Annotated in this window: 21 protein-coding genes; 8 read left to right on the top strand and 13 right to left on the bottom strand. The window is 60.6% G+C overall.

From position 1 onward, the window contains the following. Positions 1-67: 67 nt before the first annotated feature. The 4 genes from CRO75_RS06270 to CRO75_RS06255 all read left to right on the top strand — a co-directional run bounded on the left by CRO75_RS06270 (position 68) and on the right by CRO75_RS06255 (position 3,800). Positions 68-1,444 (top strand): L-serine ammonia-lyase, encoded by a 1,377-nt coding sequence (locus tag CRO75_RS06270; protein WP_097134755.1) that lies wholly within the window; start codon positions 68-70, stop codon positions 1,442-1,444. A 39-nt stretch (positions 1,445-1,483) separates the two neighbouring features. Then, positions 1,484-2,608, top strand: a complete 1,125-nt coding sequence (gcvT, locus tag CRO75_RS06265; RefSeq protein WP_097134754.1) for a glycine cleavage system aminomethyltransferase GcvT — start codon at positions 1,484-1,486, stop codon at positions 2,606-2,608. A 393-nt stretch (positions 2,609-3,001) separates the two neighbouring features. Next, entirely contained in the window at positions 3,002-3,214 is a 213-nt protein-coding gene (locus CRO75_RS06260) for a cold-shock protein (protein ID WP_007931076.1), read from the top strand. A 97-nt stretch (positions 3,215-3,311) separates the two neighbouring features. Beyond that, the gene (locus tag CRO75_RS06255) at positions 3,312-3,800 is read left to right on the top strand and encodes an RDD family protein (protein ID WP_097134753.1); all 489 of its coding nucleotides are present in this window, start codon (positions 3,312-3,314) and stop codon (positions 3,798-3,800) included. Between the two features lie 62 nt (positions 3,801-3,862). Here the strand turns inward: CRO75_RS06255 and nadA are convergent, their stop codons facing one another. Continuing rightward, positions 3,863-4,921, bottom strand: coding sequence for a quinolinate synthase NadA (gene nadA, locus CRO75_RS06250; protein WP_007931079.1), 1,059 nt, complete (start codon positions 4,919-4,921; stop codon positions 3,863-3,865). Between the two features lie 513 nt (positions 4,922-5,434). On the opposite strand from nadA, the gene CRO75_RS06245 reads away from it, so the two are divergent. The 3 genes from CRO75_RS06245 to CRO75_RS06235 all read left to right on the top strand — a co-directional run bounded on the left by CRO75_RS06245 (position 5,435) and on the right by CRO75_RS06235 (position 7,787). Then, positions 5,435-6,682, top strand: a complete 1,248-nt coding sequence (locus tag CRO75_RS06245; RefSeq protein ID WP_097134752.1) for a type II and III secretion system protein family protein — start codon at positions 5,435-5,437, stop codon at positions 6,680-6,682. A 107-nt stretch (positions 6,683-6,789) separates the two neighbouring features. After that, positions 6,790-7,512 (top strand): tetratricopeptide repeat protein, encoded by a 723-nt coding sequence (locus tag CRO75_RS06240; RefSeq protein ID WP_097134751.1) that lies wholly within the window; start codon positions 6,790-6,792, stop codon positions 7,510-7,512. A 2-nt stretch (positions 7,513-7,514) separates the two neighbouring features. Beyond that, positions 7,515-7,787: a DUF3613 domain-containing protein gene (locus tag CRO75_RS06235; RefSeq protein WP_062824881.1), complete on the top strand. Its 273-nt coding sequence runs from the start codon at positions 7,515-7,517 to the stop codon at positions 7,785-7,787. 74 nt (positions 7,788-7,861) lie between these two features. Here CRO75_RS06235 and CRO75_RS06230 read toward each other — a convergent pair whose 3' ends face one another. The 12 genes from CRO75_RS06230 to CRO75_RS06175 form a co-directional block, all read right to left on the bottom strand. Beyond that, positions 7,862-8,833 (bottom strand): type II secretion system F family protein, encoded by a 972-nt coding sequence (locus CRO75_RS06230; protein ID WP_097134750.1) that lies wholly within the window; start codon positions 8,831-8,833, stop codon positions 7,862-7,864. Between the two features lie 27 nt (positions 8,834-8,860). After that, positions 8,861-9,847, bottom strand: coding sequence for a type II secretion system F family protein (locus tag CRO75_RS06225; protein ID WP_053262381.1), 987 nt, complete (start codon positions 9,845-9,847; stop codon positions 8,861-8,863). 2 nt (positions 9,848-9,849) lie between these two features. Then, positions 9,850-11,283, bottom strand: a complete 1,434-nt coding sequence (locus CRO75_RS06220) for a CpaF family protein (RefSeq protein WP_097134749.1) — start codon at positions 11,281-11,283, stop codon at positions 9,850-9,852. A 3-nt stretch (positions 11,284-11,286) separates the two neighbouring features. Beyond that, the gene (locus CRO75_RS06215; protein ID WP_097134748.1) at positions 11,287-12,504 is read right to left on the bottom strand and encodes an AAA family ATPase; all 1,218 of its coding nucleotides are present in this window, start codon (positions 12,502-12,504) and stop codon (positions 11,287-11,289) included. Then, on the bottom strand, positions 12,498-13,001 hold the full coding sequence (locus CRO75_RS06210; protein WP_097134747.1) for a TadE/TadG family type IV pilus assembly protein: 504 nt from the start codon (positions 12,999-13,001) through the stop codon (positions 12,498-12,500). The genes CRO75_RS06215 and CRO75_RS06210 overlap by 7 nt, the downstream gene beginning before the upstream one ends. Continuing rightward, positions 13,001-13,471, bottom strand: a complete 471-nt coding sequence (locus tag CRO75_RS06205) for a TadE/TadG family type IV pilus assembly protein (protein WP_097134746.1) — start codon at positions 13,469-13,471, stop codon at positions 13,001-13,003. The genes CRO75_RS06210 and CRO75_RS06205 overlap by 1 nt, the downstream gene beginning before the upstream one ends. A gap of 8 nt (positions 13,472-13,479) precedes the next feature. Beyond that, a complete protein-coding gene (locus CRO75_RS06200) occupies positions 13,480-14,817 on the bottom strand; it encodes a TadE/TadG family type IV pilus assembly protein (protein WP_097134745.1) in 1,338 nt (445 codons plus the stop codon). Positions 14,818-14,854: 37 nt separating this feature from the next. Further along, complete coding sequence (gene cpaB, locus CRO75_RS06195) at positions 14,855-15,661, bottom strand: Flp pilus assembly protein CpaB (RefSeq protein WP_097134744.1); 807 nt, start codon at positions 15,659-15,661, stop codon at positions 14,855-14,857. 16 nt (positions 15,662-15,677) lie between these two features. Further along, positions 15,678-16,997, bottom strand: coding sequence for an AAA family ATPase (locus CRO75_RS06190; RefSeq protein WP_097134743.1), 1,320 nt, complete (start codon positions 16,995-16,997; stop codon positions 15,678-15,680). A 14-nt stretch (positions 16,998-17,011) separates the two neighbouring features. Then, positions 17,012-17,530: a prepilin peptidase gene (locus tag CRO75_RS06185; RefSeq protein ID WP_097134742.1), complete on the bottom strand. Its 519-nt coding sequence runs from the start codon at positions 17,528-17,530 to the stop codon at positions 17,012-17,014. Positions 17,531-17,557: 27 nt separating this feature from the next. Continuing rightward, complete coding sequence (locus CRO75_RS06180) at positions 17,558-17,749, bottom strand: pilus assembly protein PilA (protein ID WP_025805893.1); 192 nt, start codon at positions 17,747-17,749, stop codon at positions 17,558-17,560. A gap of 694 nt (positions 17,750-18,443) precedes the next feature. After that, positions 18,444-18,635 (bottom strand): pilus assembly protein, encoded by a 192-nt coding sequence (locus CRO75_RS06175; protein WP_007931102.1) that lies wholly within the window; start codon positions 18,633-18,635, stop codon positions 18,444-18,446. Between the two features lie 420 nt (positions 18,636-19,055). On the opposite strand from CRO75_RS06175, the gene CRO75_RS06170 reads away from it, so the two are divergent. Next, a complete protein-coding gene (locus CRO75_RS06170) occupies positions 19,056-19,940 on the top strand; it encodes a response regulator transcription factor (RefSeq protein ID WP_097134741.1) in 885 nt (294 codons plus the stop codon). The last annotated feature ends 176 nt before the right edge of the window (positions 19,941-20,116 follow it).

Here is a 20,116-nt window from a genome sequence, read left to right as displayed (position 1 = left end):
CGAGCAAGCTCGCTCCTACAAAAAACCATGCGTGCCGATCAACACAATAAGAAACCGGAGAACCAACATGTCCTTGAGCGTGTTCGACCTGTTCAAGATTGGCATCGGCCCCTCCAGCTCCCACACCGTTGGCCCGATGCGCGCGGCCGCGCGCTTCGTCGAAGGCCTGCGGCGCGACGGACTGCTGGACGCCACCACCTGCGTCAAGGTCGAGCTGTACGGCTCGCTCGGCGCCACCGGCAAGGGCCACGGCAGCGACAAGGCCGTGCTCCTGGGCCTGGAGGGTGAACACCCGGATACCGTGAATACCGAAAACATCGCCGCGCGCCTGCAGGAAATACGCAGCAGCGGACGCTTGAACCTGCTCGGCGAACACCTCATCGCGTTCAACGAGAAAGAACACCTGGCCATGATCCGCAAGCCCCTGGCCTACCACCCCAACGGCATGATCTTCCGTGCCTTCGATGCCGCCGGATTGCAGATCCGCAGCCGCGAGTACTACTCGGTGGGCGGCGGCTTCGTGGTCGACGAGGACGCCGCCGGTGCCGACCGCATCGTCGAAGACACCACCAAGCTGACCTTCCCCTTTAAAAGCGCCAAGGACTTGCTCGGTCACTGCAGCACCTATGGGCTGTCGATCAGCCAGGTGATGCTGACCAACGAAAGTGCCTGGCGACCGGAAGCGGAAACCCGTGCCGGCCTGCTGAAGATCTGGCAAGTGATGCAGGACTGCGTGGATGCCGGCTGCCGCAACGAAGGGATCCTGCCGGGTGGCCTGAAGGTCAAGCGCCGCGCCGCCGCCCTCCACCGCCAGCTGTGCAAGCACCCCGAGGCGGCCCTGCGCGACGCCTTGTCGGTACTGGACTGGGTCAACCTGTACGCCCTGGCGGTCAATGAAGAAAACGCCAACGGCGGGCGCGTCGTCACCGCGCCCACCAATGGCGCCGCCGGCATCATCCCGGCGGTGCTGCACTACTACATGCGCTTCATCCCCGGCGCCAATGAAGACGGGGTGGTGCGTTTCCTGCTGACCGCCGCCGCCATCGGCATTCTCTACAAGGAAAACGCCTCCATCTCCGGCGCCGAAGTCGGCTGCCAGGGCGAGGTCGGCGTGGCCTGCTCGATGGCGGCCGGGGCCTTGTGCGAAGTGCTCGGCGGTACGGTGCAACAAGTGGAAAACGCCGCCGAGATTGGCATGGAACATAACCTCGGCCTGACCTGCGACCCGATCGGCGGCCTGGTGCAGGTGCCCTGCATCGAGCGCAACGCCATGGGCTCGGTCAAGGCGATCAACGCCGTGCGCATGGCCTTGCGTGGCGACGGACAACACTTCGTCTCCCTCGACAAGGTGATCCGCACCATGCGCCAGACCGGCGCCGACATGAAAAGCAAATACAAGGAAACCGCCCGCGGCGGTTTGGCCGTCAACATCATCGAGTGCTGATGCAGGCACATACGTCTCACGTTTACCCAGGAGCTGAACATGTCCACCGAAACACTGTTGAAGACCCCGCTGCATTCACTGCACCTCGAACTCGGCGCGCGCATGGTGCCGTTCGCCGGTTACGACATGCCCGTGCAATACCCGCTGGGCGTGATGAAAGAACACCAGCACACCCGCGAGCAGGCCGGCCTGTTCGACGTCTCGCACATGGGCCAGATCCGCCTGACCGGCGCCAATGCCGCCCAGGCCCTGGAAACCCTGGTGCCGGTGGACATCATCGACCTGCCCGTGGGCATGCAGCGCTACGCCATGTTCACCAATGAAAACGGCGGCATCCTCGACGACCTGATGGTCGCCAACCTGGGCAACGACGAACTGTTCCTGGTGGTCAACGCCGCCTGCAAGGACCAGGACCTGGCCCATCTGCGCCAGCACATCGGCCATTTGTGCAGCATCGAGCCGCTGTTCGAGGAGCGCGCCCTGCTCGCCCTGCAAGGCCCGGCAGCCGTCACCGTGCTGGCGCGCCTGGCGCCGGAAGTGGCGAAGATGACCTTCATGCAATTCACCCGCGTGAAGCTGCTGGGCGTGGACTGCTTTGTCAGCCGTTCGGGCTACACCGGCGAAGACGGTTTCGAAATATCGGTACCGGCGGCCGACGCCGAAACCCTGGCCCGCGCCCTGCTGGCCGAACCGGAAGTGGCCGCCATCGGCCTCGGCGCCCGGGATTCGCTGCGCCTGGAAGCCGGCCTGTGCCTGTATGGCCATGACATGAACAGCCAGACCACGCCGATCGAGGCCAGCCTGCTGTGGGCCATCTCCAAGCCACGGCGCGCCGATGGCGCGCGGGCTGGCGGCTTCCCTGGCGCGGAACAGGTATTCGCCCAACAGCTCAATGGCGTGAAACGCAAACGCGTCGGCCTGCTGCCCCAGGAACGCACACCGGTGCGCGAAGGCGCGGAGATCGTCAACGAAGTGGGCGAGGTGATCGGCAGCGTCTGCAGCGGCGGTTTTGGTCCGACCCTGGGTGGTCCGTTGGCCATGGGTTACATCGATAGCGCTTATGTCGCACTCGATACGCCAGTTTGGGCAATTGTTCGTGGGAAAAAGGTGCCAATGCTTGTAAGCAAAATGCCATTCGTTGCACAACGCTACTATCGTGGTTGATCAACTGTTTCTATAAGTAACGCGGTTGCGTTAAAAGTGCACTAATCTGTAACGCAACCGCCATAAAATAGTGCATATTTTCGATATTGAACTTGCCTTATAACAGTTGAAAACAATTGAACGACCCTATCGAATAAGCCCAGATGCCTAGTTCCGGCAAACAGCCACCAAGCTGAGGAAAACCGGGGTTTCGCAGGGCTTGTTTTTTCTCCCGTAGTTGGCGTAGAGTTTCCCCACTGTGTTTGCATGGGTCGCTTGGAATCGTGACCTGGGCAGTAGCTAACAAGTTTGCTACAACCCGTTCGACGTCTCTTACTTTCCTGCAACCCAGCCCAGTACTCCTTCATGAGAAAGAGACTGTCATTAATTTTTTAGCGTCAAAGGAAATAAGAAATGTCCCAACGTCAGAGCGGTACCGTCAAGTGGTTTAACGACGAGAAAGGTTTTGGTTTTATCACTCCAGAAAGCGGTCCGGATCTGTTCGTGCATTTCCGCGCTATTCAGGGCAACGGCTTCAAGAGCCTGAAAGAAGGCCAGAAAGTGACCTTCATCGCTGTGCAGGGCCAAAAAGGCATGCAGGCTGACGAAGTTCAAGCCGAAGGCTGATCGTCTGTAACGAAAAAGCCCCTGATGCTGACATCAGGGGCTTTTTTGTGCGCGCAAATCCGTAAAATGGCTTCTTTCTTCGATCGAGAGGCCTGTGATGCCAAAGCACCTGCTAACCCCCCAGGGCGATTTCCCCGCCGCTGGCCTGGGCCGTCGTCTGGCAGCGATGTTCTACGATTTCCTGCTGTGCACCGCACTGCTGATCGTCACGGGCGGCGTCTACAAGTTCATCCAGCTGCAGATCCTCGGTGAAGCCCGGATGCGCACCCTAACCGAATCCGGCGCCCTGGACGGCGATCCGCTCTACTCCACCGTCCTGCTGTTCGTGCTGTTCGCCTTCTTCGCCAAGTTCTGGACCCATTCCGGCCAGACCCTGGGCATGCAGGTCTGGGGCATTCGTGTGCAGAACGCCGACGGCAGCCGCATCAGCCTGTGGCAGGCCCTCCTGCGCTTCATGGTCTCGATCGCTTCCTGGCTGTGTGCCGGGCTGGGTTTCATCTGGATCCTGGTAGACAAGCAGAAGCGCAGCTGGCACGACATCTACTCTTCCAGCCAGATCGTGCGCATTCCCAAGCAGAAAAAATAATCCGCCGCACAGAAAAACGCCCCGAATCTCGGGGCGTTTTTCTGTGCGCTTGTCGAAGGCGATCAGGCATTGCCCGCCAGCTTCATCCGCGCCGCCTGAGTGAAATCCAGCATACGCTTGAGCGGGCGAATGGCCTGGGGAATCAGCGCCGGGTCGACGAATATCTCGTTGCTGCCCTCACGCAGGCTCTGCAAGGTGCGCTCCAGAGTGTTCATGGCCATCCACGGGCAGTGGGCGCAGCTGCGGCAAGCCGCGCCGTTACCGGCCGTTGGCGCCTCGATGAACACCTTGTCCGGGCACAGCTGCTGCATCTTGTAGAAGATGCCGCGGTCGGTCGCCACGATCAGCGTCTTGTTCGGCAAGCGTTGCGCGGCGGCAATCAGCTGGCTGGTGGAACCCACCGCATCGGCCAGCTCGATCACCGAGGTCGGCGATTCCGGGTGGACCAGAATGGCCGCATCGGGATACAGCGCCTTCATGTCCTCCAGCTGCTTGGACTTGAACTCTTCGTGGACGATGCAGGCACCATCCCACAGCAGCATATCGGCACCGGTCTGGCGCTGAATGTAGGTGCCCAGATGCTTGTCCGGCCCCCAGATGATGGTTTCGCCGTTATCCATCAGGCTTTCGACGATTTCCAAGGCGCAACTGGAAGTCACCACCCAGTCGGCACGGGCCTTGACCGCTGCCGACGTGTTGGCATAGACCACCACGGTGCGTTCCGGATGCTGGTCGCAGAACGCCGAGAACTCTTCCACCGGGCACCCCAGGTCGAGGGAGCAGGTGGCTTCCAGGGTGGGCATCAGCACGCGTTTCTCGGGGTTGAGGATCTTCGCCGTCTCGCCCATGAACCTGACACCGGCGACCACCACGGTCTTGGCCGGGTGAGCGTTGCCGAAACGGGCCATTTCCAGGGAGTCGGACACACAGCCGCCGGTCTCTTCGGCCAGGGCCTGAATCACCGGGTCACAGTAGAAGTGAGCCACCAGCACGGCGTCCTGAGCCTTGAGCTCGGCAGCAATCGCGGCACGGTAATGGGCTTCCTCGGCGGCCGTCAGCGGTTTGGGCTGTTTGGCGTCAAGGTGGGCCTGAACCAGAAGGCGTTCGGAAATGTGCGTCATGATCGCAAGACCTGCGGGCGCTTATGCGCGAAAGTCGAGTATACACCCGGCTCCGGACCCGTTGAGGGTACCGCCGGGAGAGTGAGTATTCATCAGGTGGTGCAGCGTTGAAACTGCGCAAGGCTACAGAATATCCCCTTGATGTAAAAGATGATTCTGACCTGCGTCACACGGCTCGCCCCGGCATGGAGCAGGCATCGGTCAAGGGCATGAAAGCCTGCCAATTGCAGCCTCGACAGCGCAAACGGTTCAGTGACGCGCAATGCGCACTTGCACCATTTATGCGCATTGCATGCAGGCGAGTCTCGGCCTGGCGGTGAATCCCCTCGATCGACCAAGCGTTTTTTTACACTTCATAGCAATTTTACCTTTCTGCGCTAACGTCAGTTACAGAAACAGCTAACTGCTGGTTGGTTGCAGCAACACTTGGCGGGCTCTGGTTCAGATGACGGAGAAATGATCCCTGCTGACCGGCCCTTGCGGTTTCCCCCAGCCCAAACAAGGATGCAGTGCATGAACAGTGATTGTGTACAGGTGCTCAGGAGAGTGGCGTGGACATTGATTGTCGCTGGTCTTCCCACAGGAATGGCCATGGCGGCGTCAAATAACTGCGCTGGATTGCAGCCACTGCCGTCGACGGTGGAAGTGGGAGAGGGTCAGCAGACGATAATGCACTCCCCCGTTGCCATTACCCGACTGGCCGTGGGCGACCCGAAAATTGCCGATGTGTATCTCAATGGGCGAGATTCATACCTGCTGACGGGCATTGCGCCCGGTGCAACCAGCCTGATGGTCTGGACAGCCTGCGACAAGGAACCTCGCCAGAGCATGGTGTTCGTCCAGGGCAAAGGCCCGCATTCAATGGTGAGTTCACTGTTGCCCCCCTCCGAAGATCCAGCGCTGGCCAGCCAGGTGCAGACCGATATCCGCTTTGTCGAAGTCAGCCGCACCAAGCTGAAAGAGGCCGGCACCTCGATCTTCGGCAAGAGCGGTAACTTCCTGTTCAGCTCCCCGGGCACCGCCCCGGTGGGGACGACGGTGACGCCCGGCAATATCGGTGGCCTCAGGCCGAACATACCGCTCAATAACGGCATGTTTAATATCGGCATTGGCGGCGGTAACGTCCTTGGGCTGATCAACGCCCTGGAAGGCAGTGGGTTTGCCTATACCCTGGCGCGTCCGAGCCTGGTGGCACTGAGCGGACAGAGCGCAAGCTTCCTGGCCGGTGGTGAAGTGCCGATCCCGGTCCCCAGCAGCGGCAGCGACAGTATTACCATCCAGTACAAGGAATTCGGTATTCGCCTGACCCTGACCCCCACGATCGTCGGAAATGACCGCATTGCCTTGAAGGTCGCCCCGGAAGTCAGCGAACTGGACTTCACCAATGGGATTACCGTCAACGGCATCTCGGTGCCCGCCCTGGTTGTGCGTCGCACCGACACCAGCATCTCCCTGGCCGACGGTGAGAGCTTCGTGATCAGTGGCCTGATCAGCACCACCAATACCACGGCCGTGAGTAAGTTCCCCGGCCTGGGAGAGATCCCGATCCTGGGGGCATTTTTCCGTGATTCTTCGATCAGGCGCGAAGAGAAAGAACTGCTGATGATCGTCACTCCGCATCTGGTGCAACCGCTGGCGGTCAATGCCAAGCTGCCAGTACTGCCTGGCGAGCCACTGCGCAACTACGACCCGAACTGGTTCCGTCTGTACTTCCTGGAAAACGGCAATTTTGACCAGGCCGCCAGCGGGCTTTCGCAATGAACCAGGGATCTGGTTCGTTGCTCGCCACACTCAGGCTCAATGACACCGGACTCGGCAAGTCCGGTGTTAGCCATTCCTCGACAATCGGATTGTTCCAGGAGGGAAAAATGAAAGTAGTCATTGCGGCGTTAGGGCTGCTCATGCTCAGCGGCTGCGCCACGAATGGCGGCGGTAGCTGGTCGAAGCAGGCCTGCAGCAAGCTGGATTCGGACCAGGAACTGTCGCTGAGCCTGGCCGACGACATGATCGGCGAAGGCAAGCTGCACGCCGGCCTGGCCAATCTGCAACGCCTGCCGGATGACCTGGCAGAGGTTCGCATGCGCAAGGCCAAGATCTATCGCCAGCTCGGCCAAAGCGAGGCCGAGCCGCTGTACCGCAGCCTGCTCAGCACCTGCCTGGCCGCCGAGGGCGAGCATGGCCTGGGCCAACTGGCGGCGTCACGCAACGATAACGCTCTGGCCCTGGAACATCTGACGCGAGCGGCACGCCTGTCCCCCACCGACGAGAAAATCCGCAACGATCTGGGGGTGGTCTACCTCAACCAGGGGAATACCAACCAGGCCCGCTTTGAGTTCCTCACGGCCATGGAGCTGAAACAGGACAACCAGCTGGCAACCCTCAACCTGGTGACCTTGCTGATTTATCAAGGCAACTGGAAACAGGCCTCGGACCTGGTCAATCGTGCCGGCCTGAAACCCGAACAAGTCACCAGTGCCAAGGAGCGGGCCGAAAAACTCAGGAACGCGACGAAGAAGTCAGCTAAGGATCAGGCAGTCACTGCAACGGATTCGTCGCCATCGAGTGTCAATCAACCAATAACGCAGAGGTAGTGATGAAATACCAAACGCTTAGCTGCCTGGGACTCTTGCTTCTTCCGCTGGTGACCCAGGCTATCGAACCCGGCCCGGCCTCCCTGTCACAACAGTCGACCGAAACCTGGCTGCTGCTGCAGAGTCGTAACCAGGTCAAGTCGCCCATCCCGCAGAACGCCTCGCCCAGCGAACGGGAACTGACCCTGCAGCGCTGGCTGGACAACTACAAACACCCGATCCCCGAGTACTACAAGGAGTACGTAGGTTCGGGTGGATCAGGTGGTTCGAAGTGACAGCAAGTCGCGATGGCGTTCAGTTCAGAGGGGGCAATGCCATCCATGCCGATGGCCCTTGCCCCTCCCCTCTTTCATAACTTCCCGAATACTTTGAAGACGCCGATGATTGCCGGTCCTATGGCTACCAGAAAGAAGCTTGGCCACAGGCAGAAGATCAGCGGAAACACCAGCTTGGTGCCGATTTTCGCGGCTTTCTCTTCGGCCTGCTGGGTGCGCCGGTCACGAAACTCCTCGGCATAGACACGCAGGGTCGTCCCCACGCTGGTCCCGAAGCGAATGCTCTGCGCCAGCAGACTCACCAACCCGCGAATGTCCTCCAGCCCGGTACGCTCGGCCAGATGCTTGAGCGCCTCGGTACTGGGAATCCCGGCCCGGACCTCGGAGTTGACCAGTGCCAGCTCCATGGCCAGCTCAGGCTGGCTGACCGCTATCTCCTCCGATACCCGCTCGATCGCCTGGGGCAAGGCAAGGCCTGACTCCACGCAGACCACCATCAAGTCCAGCGCATCCGGAAAGGCGACGAGCAAACGGGTCATCCGCGCGTTCCTGCGGCTGTCGATATAGATGGCCGGTACCAGCCAGCCTACCCCCAACGCCAGGACCACCAGCCCCATCCCCAGAAGCAGCGATACCTTCGGTATCAGCGGCAGCGCCAGGACTGCCAGCGCCACCAATGCCAACGGTGTCAGCAGGCGCACCGCCCAGTACATCTGGACAGCGGCCGGGGAGCGAAAGCCGGCGTGGATCAGCAAGGTCCGGGTCGCCGAAGCCTGCTCCTGTTCACCGGAGGCAAAACGCTGGCCGACCTGCTCCAGCATCAATTGCAGGTTGCTCGGCGCGCCCTGCTGCCGGTGACCGTCGCCGCCATGACCGCGCTTGATCAGCAGAAGACGGCGGTGCACCGGGTCCTGCAACCCCTGCACCAGCAATATCAGGGTCGCCACGGCCAGCACCACGCTCAGGCCGATGGCCCCGGCGAACAGCAGGCGCGCCAGTTGCTCGCTACCGACCACACTTTTGATCAGACTCAGCAGATACTCCATGACCTCACCCCCTACGAGTGATTGTGCTCACACCTGGATCCGGATGATCTTGCGTATCCAGAAGATTCCCACCAGCATCGCCACAAACGCGCCAAGCACCATCTTCTGTCCCAGCGGCTCATTGATGAGCAGAGGCAGATAGGTCGGGCTCGAAAGCACAATCCCCGCCGCCAGTACAAAAGGCATCGCCACCAGGATCCAGCCCGACATGCGCCCTTCGGCCGAGAGCGTCTTGACCTTGCGCTGAAAGCGGAAGCGGCCGCGAATCAGGCTGCTCAAACGATCCAGTACCTCGGTCAGGTTGCCGCCCGTCTCGCGATGGATCAGCACAGTGGTCACCAGCATCATCACGGTCATGCTCGGCATGCGTTCCAGCAGGCCAAGCATGGCCCGACGCACATCGTTGCCGTAGTTGATGTCGGCAAAGGTCAGGCCGAATTCGTGGGCAACCGGCCCCTTGTGCTCGTCGGCCACCAACTGCAGGGTTTCGTTGAACGGATGTCCGGCACGCAGCGCCCGGCACATGGCATCCAGGGCATCCGGCAACTGCTCCTCGAACAGGGCAAAGCGTTTGTTGCGGTCCCGGGAGATTTTCAACACCGGCAGCCAGAAGGCCATAGCAGCAGCCGGGAGCGCCGCCCACCACAACTGCGTAAACAGCCACGTCCCCATGCCTGCCACCATCATAAGGACCAGGCTGAGCATCAGCACCCGATAGGCGCGGTACTCATGCCCGGCCTGCTCGATCATCTGCGCCAGGGCCTCCATCGCCGGCAACTGCTCCAGGCGCGCCTCCAGCGGGGACAGGCGACGCAGGTATTTCTGGCGCAGTACCGACTGCATGTTCTCCAGGTTACTGGCCCGTTCCAGCAGGTCGAGGCGACTGCGGATACGCTTGCGCACCTTGCCGGCCTCGCCGAACACCGGCACCGCCACGCTCTGGCTGAGCAGGAATATGGCGGTGAACACCATGCCGAGAAACGCCAGGATGAACTCGCTGGGGATCTGATGCATGACTAGCCCTCCATCCAGTCTGGCCGGAACAGGCTGAGCGGCAGCTCGATGCCCCGTTTGGCCAGCACATCGCGAAACGCCGGAACCATGCCGGTGGGGCGGAATTCGCCCAGGACCTCGCCTTTCTCGCCCAGACCACTGCGCACGAAAGAGAAGATCTCGGTCATGGTGATGATTTCCCCTTCCATGCCGTTGATTTCCTGCACGCTGACCAGCCGCCGCGTGCCGTCCTCCTGCCGTTCCAGCTGGATGACCACACCGATGGCCGAAGCGATCTGCTGACGCAAGGCCTTGATCGGAAAGGTCGCCCCCGTCATCGACACCATGTTCTCGATCCGCCCCAGGGCATCGCGGGCGGTGTTGGCGTGGATGGTGGTCAGCGAGCCGTCGTGGCCGGTATTCATCGCTGTCAACATGTCCAGCGCCTCGGCGCCACGCACCTCACCGATGACGATGCGGTCCGGGCGCATACGCAGGCTGTTGCGCACCAGCTCCCGCTGGCCCACCTCGCCACGGCCCTCGATGTTCGACGGACGGGTTTCCAGGCGCACCACATGGGGCTGCTGCAGTTGCAGCTCGGCCGAGTCTTCGATGGTCACGATCCGCTCGTTGTGCGGAATGAAACTGGACAACACGTTGAGCATGGTGGTCTTGCCGCTGCCGGTCCCTCCGGAAATCAGGACATTCAGCCGGCCGCGGACGATGGCCTTGAGCATCAGGGCGATGCCCGGGGTCAGGGTACCCATCTGCACCAGGCTCTCGGTGTTGAGCAAATCCACGGCGAAGCGGCGGATCGACATGCTCGGCCCGTCGATGGCCAGCGGTGGAATGATGGCGTTGACCCGCGAACCGTCCTTCAGGCGAGCGTCCACCAGCGGCGAGGACTCATCGATGCGCCGCCCCAGGCTGGAAACGATGCGATCGATGATATTCAGCAGGTGCTGGTCGTCGCGAAAACGCACATCCGTTCTTTGCAGCTTGCCGAAGCGCTCGACGTACACCGAGGCATGACCGTTGACCAGGATGTCGGACACACTCGCATCGTTCAGCAGCGGCTCCAAAGGTCCGAGGCCGAGCACCTCGTCGGCGATCTGCTTGAGGATCAACTGGCGGCTGCTGGAATTGACCGGCGCCGAATGCTCATCGAGCAGGCGCTGGCAGATATCGCGGATCTGCCGCCCGGCCTCGGCCGGCTCCAGGGAATCGAGGAGCGACAGGTCCATGACCTTGAGCAATTGCTGGTAGATCTTTTCCCGCCACTCGGCCTCCATCGGGCCAAGCTTGGTCCTGGTTTCATAGATCAGGTCCGGCACACTGGCCTCCCAGGCCATGAGCACGCTGGCGCACTCTTTGCCGTCGAGGGACGCGTCCTGGGTTTCTGCCGGTGCCTGTCTACCGGGTTGCTGACGCAGGCGATTACGAAAGTCGCTGAGCATGGCCTAGCCTCCGAACAGACGATTGAAGGTACGTTTGAACAAACTCTTCTCGGCGACCTCGATTCCGATCAGGTTCTGGGTCAGCTCACGCAGGGCCAGGGTCACTCCGGAACGTGGCGCGTGCAGCTCCAGCGGCACACCGGTGTTCTGACTCTCGCTGACCACCGCATAGTCATTGGGCAGGGTTTGCGGGTTCGGGCAGCGCAGAGCATCGGCAATATCCTTGAGGCTCACCGGCGAGGCCTTGTTGTAGCGGTTGACCACCACCTGTATCCGGTTGCTCTGCACATTCAGGTCGTCGCGCAGGATGCGGGTCAGGCGGGTGCCGTCCTTCAGGTGGCTCAGGCTCTGCTGCAGCACGACGTAGATGCGATCGGCCTGTTCGAGCGTGACGCCGGTGAGGTGATCGATCTGTCGTGGCAGATCCACCACGACCCAGTCGTAGGTCCCCCGGGCCAGACGCAACAGTTTTTCCAGCTGATCCAGGTGCACATCCTGCGTCAGGCACAGCTCCCCGGTACGCCCGCCCAGCACATGCAGGGTCGGGCTGAAGTGGTTGCAATAGCCACGCAAGGCGATGCTGTCCAGGGACTCGACCTGCTTCAGCACATCCACATGGCTGTGGGTAGGCACCACATCCAGGCAATGCGCCACGCTGCCGAACTGCAGGTCCAGATCCAGCAGCAAGGTCCTGCCACCGCGGATGGAGAGCTGATGCGCCAGGTTGCAAGCCAGCATCGAGGCTCCCGAACCGCCTTTGGCGTTCATCACCGCAATCAGCTTGCCACCGGTCCCCTGCTCCGCATTGGCCTCCATGAGCATACGGCCGATGGCCGCCTGCAACTCTTCTGCCGCTACCGGCTCGGGAAGAAAGTCCCGGGCACCGGCCTGCATCGCCAGGCGCATGCCCTCGCGCTCATCCAGCGGGCCGCAGACCAATAGCGGTGGGCGCTCCTTGAGCGGATGCTGCAACAGGGCCGCCAGCTCTTCGCGCCACAGGTGGCTGACGCGCAACAGCAGGAAGTCGGGCATCTGCTCCAGCCCATACAGCGGATCGGTATGACCGTTGCTCACCAGGCGAGTGGTTACCTGCAAGTTCGGCAGTCCCTGGCTCAACGCTTTCAGGTGATTCAAGGTGGTCACGTCGCGCCCACTGATCAGCAGGCGTTTGCCTTGCTTTTCAGTAGCGGCAGCGACGGGCGCTTCTCGGGTACTCAACATGGCGTGATCTCCGGTGTGACTGCTGCCTGGGGCTGCCGACCGAGGCTTTCACGTGGCACGGTCGACCTGAATACCGGTAAGACAAACACCCCGTTGAACCCAGGAATCAGCAGATTGAAACTGAAATTGGATACCTGTAGCTGGACATAACGAATGGCGACAAAGCCGCCGGTGCCGCTCAGATCGTTGGGGCTGGTGACGACCGCGCCGTTGGCGTCCAGATAAACCAGGTTCAGGTTGGCGGCCGTCAGGTTATTGAGCAGGCTGCTCGGACCGCTGTTGGTGGAAGCGTTGAACATCGCCCGACGCAGAATCACCGGATCGTTGATGTCGCATACCGCCGCCAGACGCGCACCGCGGCGCACGGTTTCATTCAGGGCATTGACCGTGAAGTACAGCCGGCCCATTTCCAGCACACCGAACAGCACGGTGAACAGCACCAGGCTGGTGATCGCGAACTCGACGGTGTACAGCCCACGCATACCTTTGACGTTCATCACAAGGCCCTCATGACGACAGTGGAAGTCAAGGCCAGGCCCAGCGGTACATTGCTGCCATACAAGGCGGGCAAGGCACTGCCGATCACCGGCACATAGGTGTAGGTAATACTGACCTGGACATGCTGGGCGCCCACCGCGGTGACCGCGACATTCGCGGTCGTCAGCCCCGGCACCGCCGCCGGGTAGCCATTGGGGTTGGAGGGCACGCCATAGACCGCGATGTTCTTGGCCTGGGTCTGCAGCGTGCCGCTCAGGTCGAGCTTGCCGAGGGTGGAGTTCCATGCCTTGTCAGCGACATAACGCCCGGCGTCGCGACTGGCGTGCATCAGGCTGTTGTACTGGAACAACATGCGGCCGAACTCGGCGAAGGTCAGCATCAGCAACAGCAGCAGCGGCAGCGTCAATACCAGCTCCACCATCGCCAATCCGCCCTGGTTGCGCGGCGACCTGAATCCTCTGCGTCCCATAAAGCCTCCTAAGAGTCGGTACTTGGCGTCTGGCTGTTGTCGATATAGGTCTTGTACAGCTGGATGATCTGCGGCCCGGTGGTATTGGCCGGGTTGGGACCCGGCACGTTGTCGCCTTCGCACACACTCTCGAACTGACCGAATATCTGCGACTCATTGCCCTTTTGCGACGCCGGTTGCAGGACGAAGTAGCAGCCAAAACCCAGCACCGGTATCGAGGACGCCCCGTCGTTCTTGCCCGTGCAGTTACCGATCACGATCTTGATGATCCGCCGCTCGAACGACCCGCTGCTCTGGCAGCCACCACCGCTACCGGCAACGCAGTTGGCGGAGTCCTGCACCCAATTGTTGTAGTCGTACAAGGCGCTGCCACCCGCGGACAAATTGCCGCTGCTGGAGGTAACCGCCTTACTGTTGTACTGAATCTGCTTGAGCGTATCGTCGTAAGTGAACGACTTGGGGTTGGTGGTGATCACCAGGTCCGGTGGATAGTCCGCCGCCTTGAGACCGCCGGAATACTGGTTGAAGCGTGTATTGAGGCCCTGCGAGGCAGGTCCGACAGTGTTCCCCGGCTTGGTCTGGACATTCGAACCGACGTTGTTGCATTGGTTGATACCGCCTGCCAACCCCTGCCTGACCGTGCTGCCACCCGAACCGAAATCGAGCAATTGGAAGTTGCCGGGGCCAATCGGCGAGCTGTTGCCTGCGGCGGTTTTCAACACCTGCGGATCGCCGAACTTGAACCCCCAGAACACCCCGGTGGACGGGCTGTTTTTCGTCGGGTCGCCGCACACCATCAGCGGCGTGAGGTCGCAAGGGCTGGCAGGGCTTGGCCCGGCGGTAGCGACCGCGCTCACGAACTTGTTACCGACGCCATTGCCCAGGGTCTGAAAGACGCCCCAGAAAAATCCGGCCAGGGAATAGTTGGTGACCGTCACCCGCACGTAACTCGCATTGGCCGGCCCCGGGAAAGAGAAAGGCCCATAGACCGTAGACGCCAGCTCCACCGTGGCAAAACCGCCGACATTGTTGGCGATGGCGGTGGCCAGCTCCTGATTGCCGCTGGCATTGGCATTCAGGGTCAGGGTATTGAGCGCAGCGCTCTGCGCCAGGGTCGCGGCCCCTGTGGTACCCATTACCGTACTGAGGGTCTTGGCACCGCTCAGCGCCGCGGCATCCACCGCATTTTGCAGGCGGGACTTGTTCACCAGCATATGACTGCCATCCAACGCCAGGGCCCCCATTAACAGCATCGAGGCCAGGGCAATCACCACCAGGACGAGCATCGCTCCGCGCTGCTGCCGTGGAAAAGCACTCAATGGCTGTTGGATACGCGCGCTCATCATCAAGCCCTCATCGTTGGTTTATGTCGTACCCGATCATTTACAGCTGGGACTTCACAACGTTGACCTCGATCCCACGAATCACCGTGATCCCGCTGTCGCCGCTGGCACGACGCCGGACAATCGGCCGAACCACTGGCGGGGCAGGCACGTCCTGGATCATCGCGACCGGCTCGGCGATCACCGGTTGCTTCTGGTTGTCCAGTGGGTTGCGCAGGGCCAGTTGCAGCTTGCCGGCGGTCATCCCCTTGACCAGTTCCTCGGCCTGCAGGGGGGTCATTTCCAGGGTCACGGCGCGCACGACCACCGGTTGGGTCTTGTCGGTACTGGCCGTCTGGTCCACCGCCAGCACCCGCAGGTCTTCCAGGATGGTCTTGGATTCGGCGTCGCCGGCATTGCCGGTCTGTCGGGTGGCCAGCACGTCGACCCGGTTACCCGGCAACAGGAAGCCACCCACGCCGACCACGTCGTCCACCCGGACCGAGATCGCGCGCTTGGTGGGCTCGATCAGCGACGCCAGGGTGCTGCCACCCAAGTGTTCGGCCAGACGCGCACCGCGCAGGATGTCGCCGCGCAGCATGGAGAAGGTGGCGATCTTGCCCACCACCTTCTCGGTCGCGTCGAAAGCATCCTCGGGGACCGTCTCCTTGGGCATCCGGACCAGCGCGACCTGCTGTGGCTCGACCATTTGCCCGAAAGCGATTTCCACGGTCGCCACTACCACGTTCTGCTGGTTATCGTCGGGGGTGGCATTGAGCCTTGCATTGAGCCAGGTGTTGGCCATCCATGCCGCGCCCAGGCCCAGAACCACGGACAGGGTCACCAGAGTGAAAGTACGAGAACTCATGTCGAAATCTCCTTACTCAAAGAAAGTCGAGCTGGACGAAGTAGCTGTGCCATGCCCACTCCAGTTCCAGGGTTGACAGGGGTCCGCTGGCGCCCAGATAACGCTGGCGATCGAGCGCCATGCTCAAGAGATCCCGTGGGTGGCAAGGCACCAGCGGCATGTTTTCAGCGCCATAGAGTTCATCCAGGACGTAGCGCAACAACAGCGGGTCGTATTGGATGTTCAGGCGCTCTGTCTCTTGAATCCAGATACGTTCGTACTCCTCGGGCTTGAGGTAGCCGAACTGCAGCTTGTAGCCAATCCGCCGCAGGAACGCCTCGTCGGCCAGTTCCAACGGGTTCAGGTTGGTGGAAAACACCAGGATCAGGTCGAACGGCAACTCGCAGTGCCGCCCGCCGCCGAGGTTGAGGAAGTCGCGCTTCTCCTCCATCGGTACGATCCAGCGATTGAGCAACTCCGCAGGCGCCATGCGCTGGCGCCCCATGTCGTCGATGACGAACAGGCCATTGCTGGCCTTGAGCTGCAACGGCGCCTGGTACTGGCGAGTGAAGGGGTCGTAGCGGATATCCAGCTGTTCCATGGTCAGCTCGCCGCCGGTGATGACGATCGGCCGTTCACAGCACAGGAGCCGGCGGTCGATCCCTTCATTGAGCATCAGGCTGTACTGCGGATCGCCGACATCCAGGCGCCGGTGTACCTGGGGGTCGTAGATCTCGATCACCGCATCGTTGATCGCAATCGCATGGGGCACCCAGACGGACTCGGAAAACAGCCGGATCAAGCGACTGCTGACATAGGTCTTGCCCGTCCCCGCCGGCCCGTAAATCATGATGGCGCGCCCGGAGTTCAGGGCCACGCCCAACTGATCGAGCATGTTCTGCGCCAGCACCATGGAGCCGAAGGAGGCCTGCATGTCCCGGGCGCTGATACGGCCATGATGAATAGTCTGCACCTTGAGCAGCGTGCGGTAGGCGCTCACCGGAAAGGGCGCCGCGCCGATATAACCACTGCGCGACAAGGCATCCCGGGCAGCATTGCGGCCGCGCTCGGTCAGCCCGTAGCGCAAGCCCTGGCCACCGGCTTGGCCAAGGACCTCGACCCGGTGATCCTGACGCAGGAAGGTCAGGACTTCTTCAACCACCGCCCCCGTCAGCGCCAGGCGCTCTACCAGTCGAGGCATGTCCAGCACGCCCGCATCGTGCAAATGCTTGCAGACCAGGTCTCCCAGGAAATTGTCGGCCAGCCCGGTCTCGAGGATCGTGCGTGGCTGTGGAGCCAGTCGCTGCACTGCTTCCCGGTCATTGCCGGTCGGACGGCTGTTACTGATGGCGTACATAATGTTCTCCTGAGCTACTGGCCAAGGGGCAACCAGAAAAAGCTGGCCAATGTGCCGAGCAGGATCGCAACCGAATAGGGAAAGGGTTTGCCGGCCACTTCATCGTCCGCCGGCGAAAAATAGGCCCTGGCTCTCATCATCAGCCAGTAGCGCCCCATGGTCTGTTGAACTTGACCACGTACCAACACGATCAGTACTCCACACGCACCGCCCGCGATCAGGCTGAAAAACGCAGCCCAGAGGGCGTGCTGCGGAGTGAGAAAAGTGCCAACCATGGCCATGAGCTTGACGTCGCCGGCTGCCATCCCGCCAAAGGCGTACAGGGGGAGAAAAACGGCAAAACCGATCAACATGCCCAGCAGTCCATAACCAAACCCGATGACGCCTGAGGAATAGACCTGGCCGGCAATCCCCAGTCCCAGCCCCAACAGCACCAAGAGGTTGGGAATACGGTGGCGACGAAGATCGCTCACCACCGCAATCCCCAGCAGTCCCAGCATCAATGCAACAACGAATAATTGCTCTTTGCCCATGACTGCAGCCCTCGGTGGAAGTTGGCGTTAGCAGACTTGACCCTGGACAGCGCATCCCAGGCTGGTGATGGCAGTGGCCACGTTGCCGCCCAGGGTGATAAATGCAGCAACAGCGCCCAAAGTGATCAGGCCGCCGGCCACTGCATATTCCACAATGGTCAGGCCGTCTTCGTCTTTGGCGAACTTGATGATCGAAGTCTTGATCGATTGCAGATTCATTTTCCCACCTCACTCAAATGTTTTTGTTTAAGAGCAGCACTGTCGTACTGCCTGGTTGAACATTAGTCAGGGAAGCATTGGAAGGGTTAGGAGATTTTTGCTGATCGTTAGGACTTTATTGCTGTTGTTGAAAGATGCAAAAAAGCACCAGGAACAACACAAGGAACAGATGGTTTATCTAAGGAAGGAATAATTGAAGAGTCGCCTTGAAACAGTCTGGCCCTCGATGCAAGACCGGCCTGAGCACTGGCCGACAAAGACAAAAGCCCCGGCCGTGTTCGCTGCACCCAAACCATAGTGCGAAACGAAGTAACCCGGGGCTTCCCTATCAGGATTTGATCTTCACGCGAGCAATACAGCGACGATACTCCTGAAGCTGGAAAGAGAATTTTCAGGCCGCGGCAGAGCGATGGAGCCGTGCTCGGCCAAAGGTCACTTTGACAATTTGGACTCGCTCGAGGCCAGAACTGGAGCCATCCGTCATCTACTGTGCGCTGACTGCACATACCGATTGAGAAGGCTCCATCCTGTCCAGGCGAGCGCAGACAGAACAGCGGCGGAAACACACATGCACCACAGGTACGGCCTCAGCCCGAGGGAAACCGCTCGTCGCAGCCAGACCCAAAAAGTCTGGCCGCATACGAGCGACAAGCAGCTCCAGCCCGGAGCCGAGGACTCGGCACAACGGCTGTCGTCAGCACACCTGGCCCTGAACGGCACAACCCAGGCTGGTGATGGCGGTGGCCACGTTGCCCCCCAGAGTCACGAATGCGGCAACGGCGCCCAGGGTGATCAGGCCACCGGCCACGGCATATTCCACGATGGTCAGACCCTCTTCGTCCTTGATGAATGCCAGCACCGAGGTTTTGATTGTTTGCAGATTCATTTTGTTCACCTCATATAAGAAAAGTTGCTTTAAGGCGATCAGTATTTGTGCCGCCTGACTGAATCCTAGTCAGGGGCTAATAGAAAGAGTTAGGAGTTTATTGTCGGTTTCTAGGACTTTTTTGCAACGCTTGGCAAGACAGCAAAGAACACCAATAAAACTAAACCTGGCAGAGGGAGTTTTTCAGAAAAAGAACTGTTCTCATATAACACTAAATTGATTCAGCTGTGCCCAGTGCTGCAAGAAAAGGCGATCGCAACAGCAAGGAGCTGCCTGTGACTCTTATCTCGCTGTCAGACATAGAAGGTAATCAAGAAAATTTATGAAGCGCTATCAGAACTTGATCCTTTGCCCGCAAAGCCCAGTGGCGATACTGACAGCCCAGGAAGTGACAGTGAGACACCAGGAAGGAATAAGGAAATGAAACCTGAGTCGGCCCAAAAACCCTCTCTTTTATGGTTCGACCTCACCCGCGACCGATCCTCTGAAGAACTGATCGCGCTGTTTCGCCCAGCCTGCGATTGCCGGGTGTCGAAAGATGCGTCCCTGCCCGAAAAGGACACCCATCCCCTACCGGACATGATCTGCATGCACTATGACCGCCCGGACATGCCAGGGCTCAATCTGTTGCTGGAGATCAAACACAAGATTCCCTCCATTCCCATCGCCATGTTCACGGTGCAGCACTCCGAAGAACTCGCCGTCTGGGCCATGCGCTCGCGTGTCTGGGAATACATGGTGCTCCCTCTCTCGAGCGCCGAGATCCGGCGCTTCCTGCATGCGCTGAAGCAGCTCTACGAACTGCGCCACAGCAGCGGCCCCGACAACAAGACGCTGCAGATCGAACACGGCCCATCCCTGCCGGACAGCATCCGACTGACCGTAGAGCACCAGAAACATCAGGCACTCAGCGATGTGCTGCTGTACATCGAGCAGAATTTCCGTGAAAGCATCGACCAGAAAGAGCTGGCCAAGCGTTGCGGCATGACCACGTTTCGCTTCAGCCGGCTGTTCAAGGAGGTCCATGGCCTGGGATTCATGGACTACATCCTGAGCAAGCGCATGGACTGCGCCAAGAATCTGCTCGACAACAGCCAGATGCCCATCACCAGCATCGGCTATGAAGTCGGCTTCAAGGACCCGTCCTACTTTGCCCGCGCCTTCAAGCAATTCGCGGGCGCCAGCCCCAGCGAATACCGACAACGCCGAAGAATCCCGGAACGGGTAAAAAAGGAAGAGGTGGAACTGGAGCAAACGCTGTCTCAGGTGATCGACAGCCTGCCGCTGCGTATCGAAGGTCGATGAACAGGCCAGGCATGCCGCTCAGCCCAGCCGGCATGGCGCCTTGGGCCCCGGCAGCCGTGGGCGGTTGCCTGTCTATCTGTCTGCACTGCGCCTTAGACACCGTCCAGCCGCCTTCCGCTTGAACATCCGCTCGCCGACACCCCGCCCCGCCATCCTGGCAGGGCCACGGCGTCGTT

The sequence above is a fragment of the Pseudomonas sp. LAMO17WK12:I10 genome, assembly GCF_900215185.1.
GTDB lineage: Bacteria > Pseudomonadota > Gammaproteobacteria > Pseudomonadales > Pseudomonadaceae > Aquipseudomonas > Aquipseudomonas chlororaphis.
Note: the sequence above shows the minus strand (reverse complement) of the source record. Positions and strands in the feature narration are given on the sequence as shown.

What these genes read in the sequence shown, in the direction of transcription:
- CRO75_RS06270 (WP_097134755.1), top strand. Translation starts at nt 68, where the DNA reads ATGTCCTTGAGCGTGTTCGACCTGTTCAAGATTGGCATCGGCCCCTCC.
- CRO75_RS06170 (WP_097134741.1), top strand. Translation starts at nt 19,056, where the DNA reads ATGAAACCTGAGTCGGCCCAAAAACCCTCTCTTTTATGGTTCGACCTC.
- CRO75_RS06205 (WP_097134746.1), bottom strand. Translation starts at nt 13,471, where the DNA reads ATGGGACGCAGAGGATTCAGGTCGCCGCGCAACCAGGGCGGATTGGCG.
- CRO75_RS06185 (WP_097134742.1), bottom strand. Translation starts at nt 17,530, where the DNA reads ATGGGCAAAGAGCAATTATTCGTTGTTGCATTGATGCTGGGACTGCTG.
- CRO75_RS06190 (WP_097134743.1), bottom strand. Translation starts at nt 16,997, where the DNA reads ATGTACGCCATCAGTAACAGCCGTCCGACCGGCAATGACCGGGAAGCA.
- CRO75_RS06210 (WP_097134747.1), bottom strand. Translation starts at nt 13,001, where the DNA reads ATGAACGTCAAAGGTATGCGTGGGCTGTACACCGTCGAGTTCGCGATC.
- nadA (WP_007931079.1), bottom strand. Translation starts at nt 4,921, where the DNA reads ATGACGCACATTTCCGAACGCCTTCTGGTTCAGGCCCACCTTGACGCC.
- CRO75_RS06220 (WP_097134749.1), bottom strand. Translation starts at nt 11,283, where the DNA reads ATGCTCAGCGACTTTCGTAATCGCCTGCGTCAGCAACCCGGTAGACAG.
- CRO75_RS06180 (WP_025805893.1), bottom strand. Translation starts at nt 17,749, where the DNA reads ATGAATCTGCAATCGATCAAGACTTCGATCATCAAGTTCGCCAAAGAC.
- CRO75_RS06230 (WP_097134750.1), bottom strand. Translation starts at nt 8,833, where the DNA reads ATGGAGTATCTGCTGAGTCTGATCAAAAGTGTGGTCGGTAGCGAGCAA.
- CRO75_RS06260 (WP_007931076.1), top strand. Translation starts at nt 3,002, where the DNA reads ATGTCCCAACGTCAGAGCGGTACCGTCAAGTGGTTTAACGACGAGAAA.
- CRO75_RS06175 (WP_007931102.1), bottom strand. Translation starts at nt 18,635, where the DNA reads ATGAATCTGCAAACAATCAAAACCTCGGTGCTGGCATTCATCAAGGAC.
- CRO75_RS06240 (WP_097134751.1), top strand. Translation starts at nt 6,790, where the DNA reads ATGAAAGTAGTCATTGCGGCGTTAGGGCTGCTCATGCTCAGCGGCTGC.
- CRO75_RS06235 (WP_062824881.1), top strand. Translation starts at nt 7,515, where the DNA reads ATGAAATACCAAACGCTTAGCTGCCTGGGACTCTTGCTTCTTCCGCTG.
- CRO75_RS06200 (WP_097134745.1), bottom strand. Translation starts at nt 14,817, where the DNA reads ATGATGAGCGCGCGTATCCAACAGCCATTGAGTGCTTTTCCACGGCAG.
- CRO75_RS06255 (WP_097134753.1), top strand. Translation starts at nt 3,312, where the DNA reads ATGCCAAAGCACCTGCTAACCCCCCAGGGCGATTTCCCCGCCGCTGGC.
- gcvT (WP_097134754.1), top strand. Translation starts at nt 1,484, where the DNA reads ATGTCCACCGAAACACTGTTGAAGACCCCGCTGCATTCACTGCACCTC.
- CRO75_RS06225 (WP_053262381.1), bottom strand. Translation starts at nt 9,847, where the DNA reads ATGCATCAGATCCCCAGCGAGTTCATCCTGGCGTTTCTCGGCATGGTG.
- CRO75_RS06215 (WP_097134748.1), bottom strand. Translation starts at nt 12,504, where the DNA reads ATGTTGAGTACCCGAGAAGCGCCCGTCGCTGCCGCTACTGAAAAGCAA.
- CRO75_RS06245 (WP_097134752.1), top strand. Translation starts at nt 5,435, where the DNA reads ATGAACAGTGATTGTGTACAGGTGCTCAGGAGAGTGGCGTGGACATTG.
- cpaB (WP_097134744.1), bottom strand. Translation starts at nt 15,661, where the DNA reads ATGAGTTCTCGTACTTTCACTCTGGTGACCCTGTCCGTGGTTCTGGGC.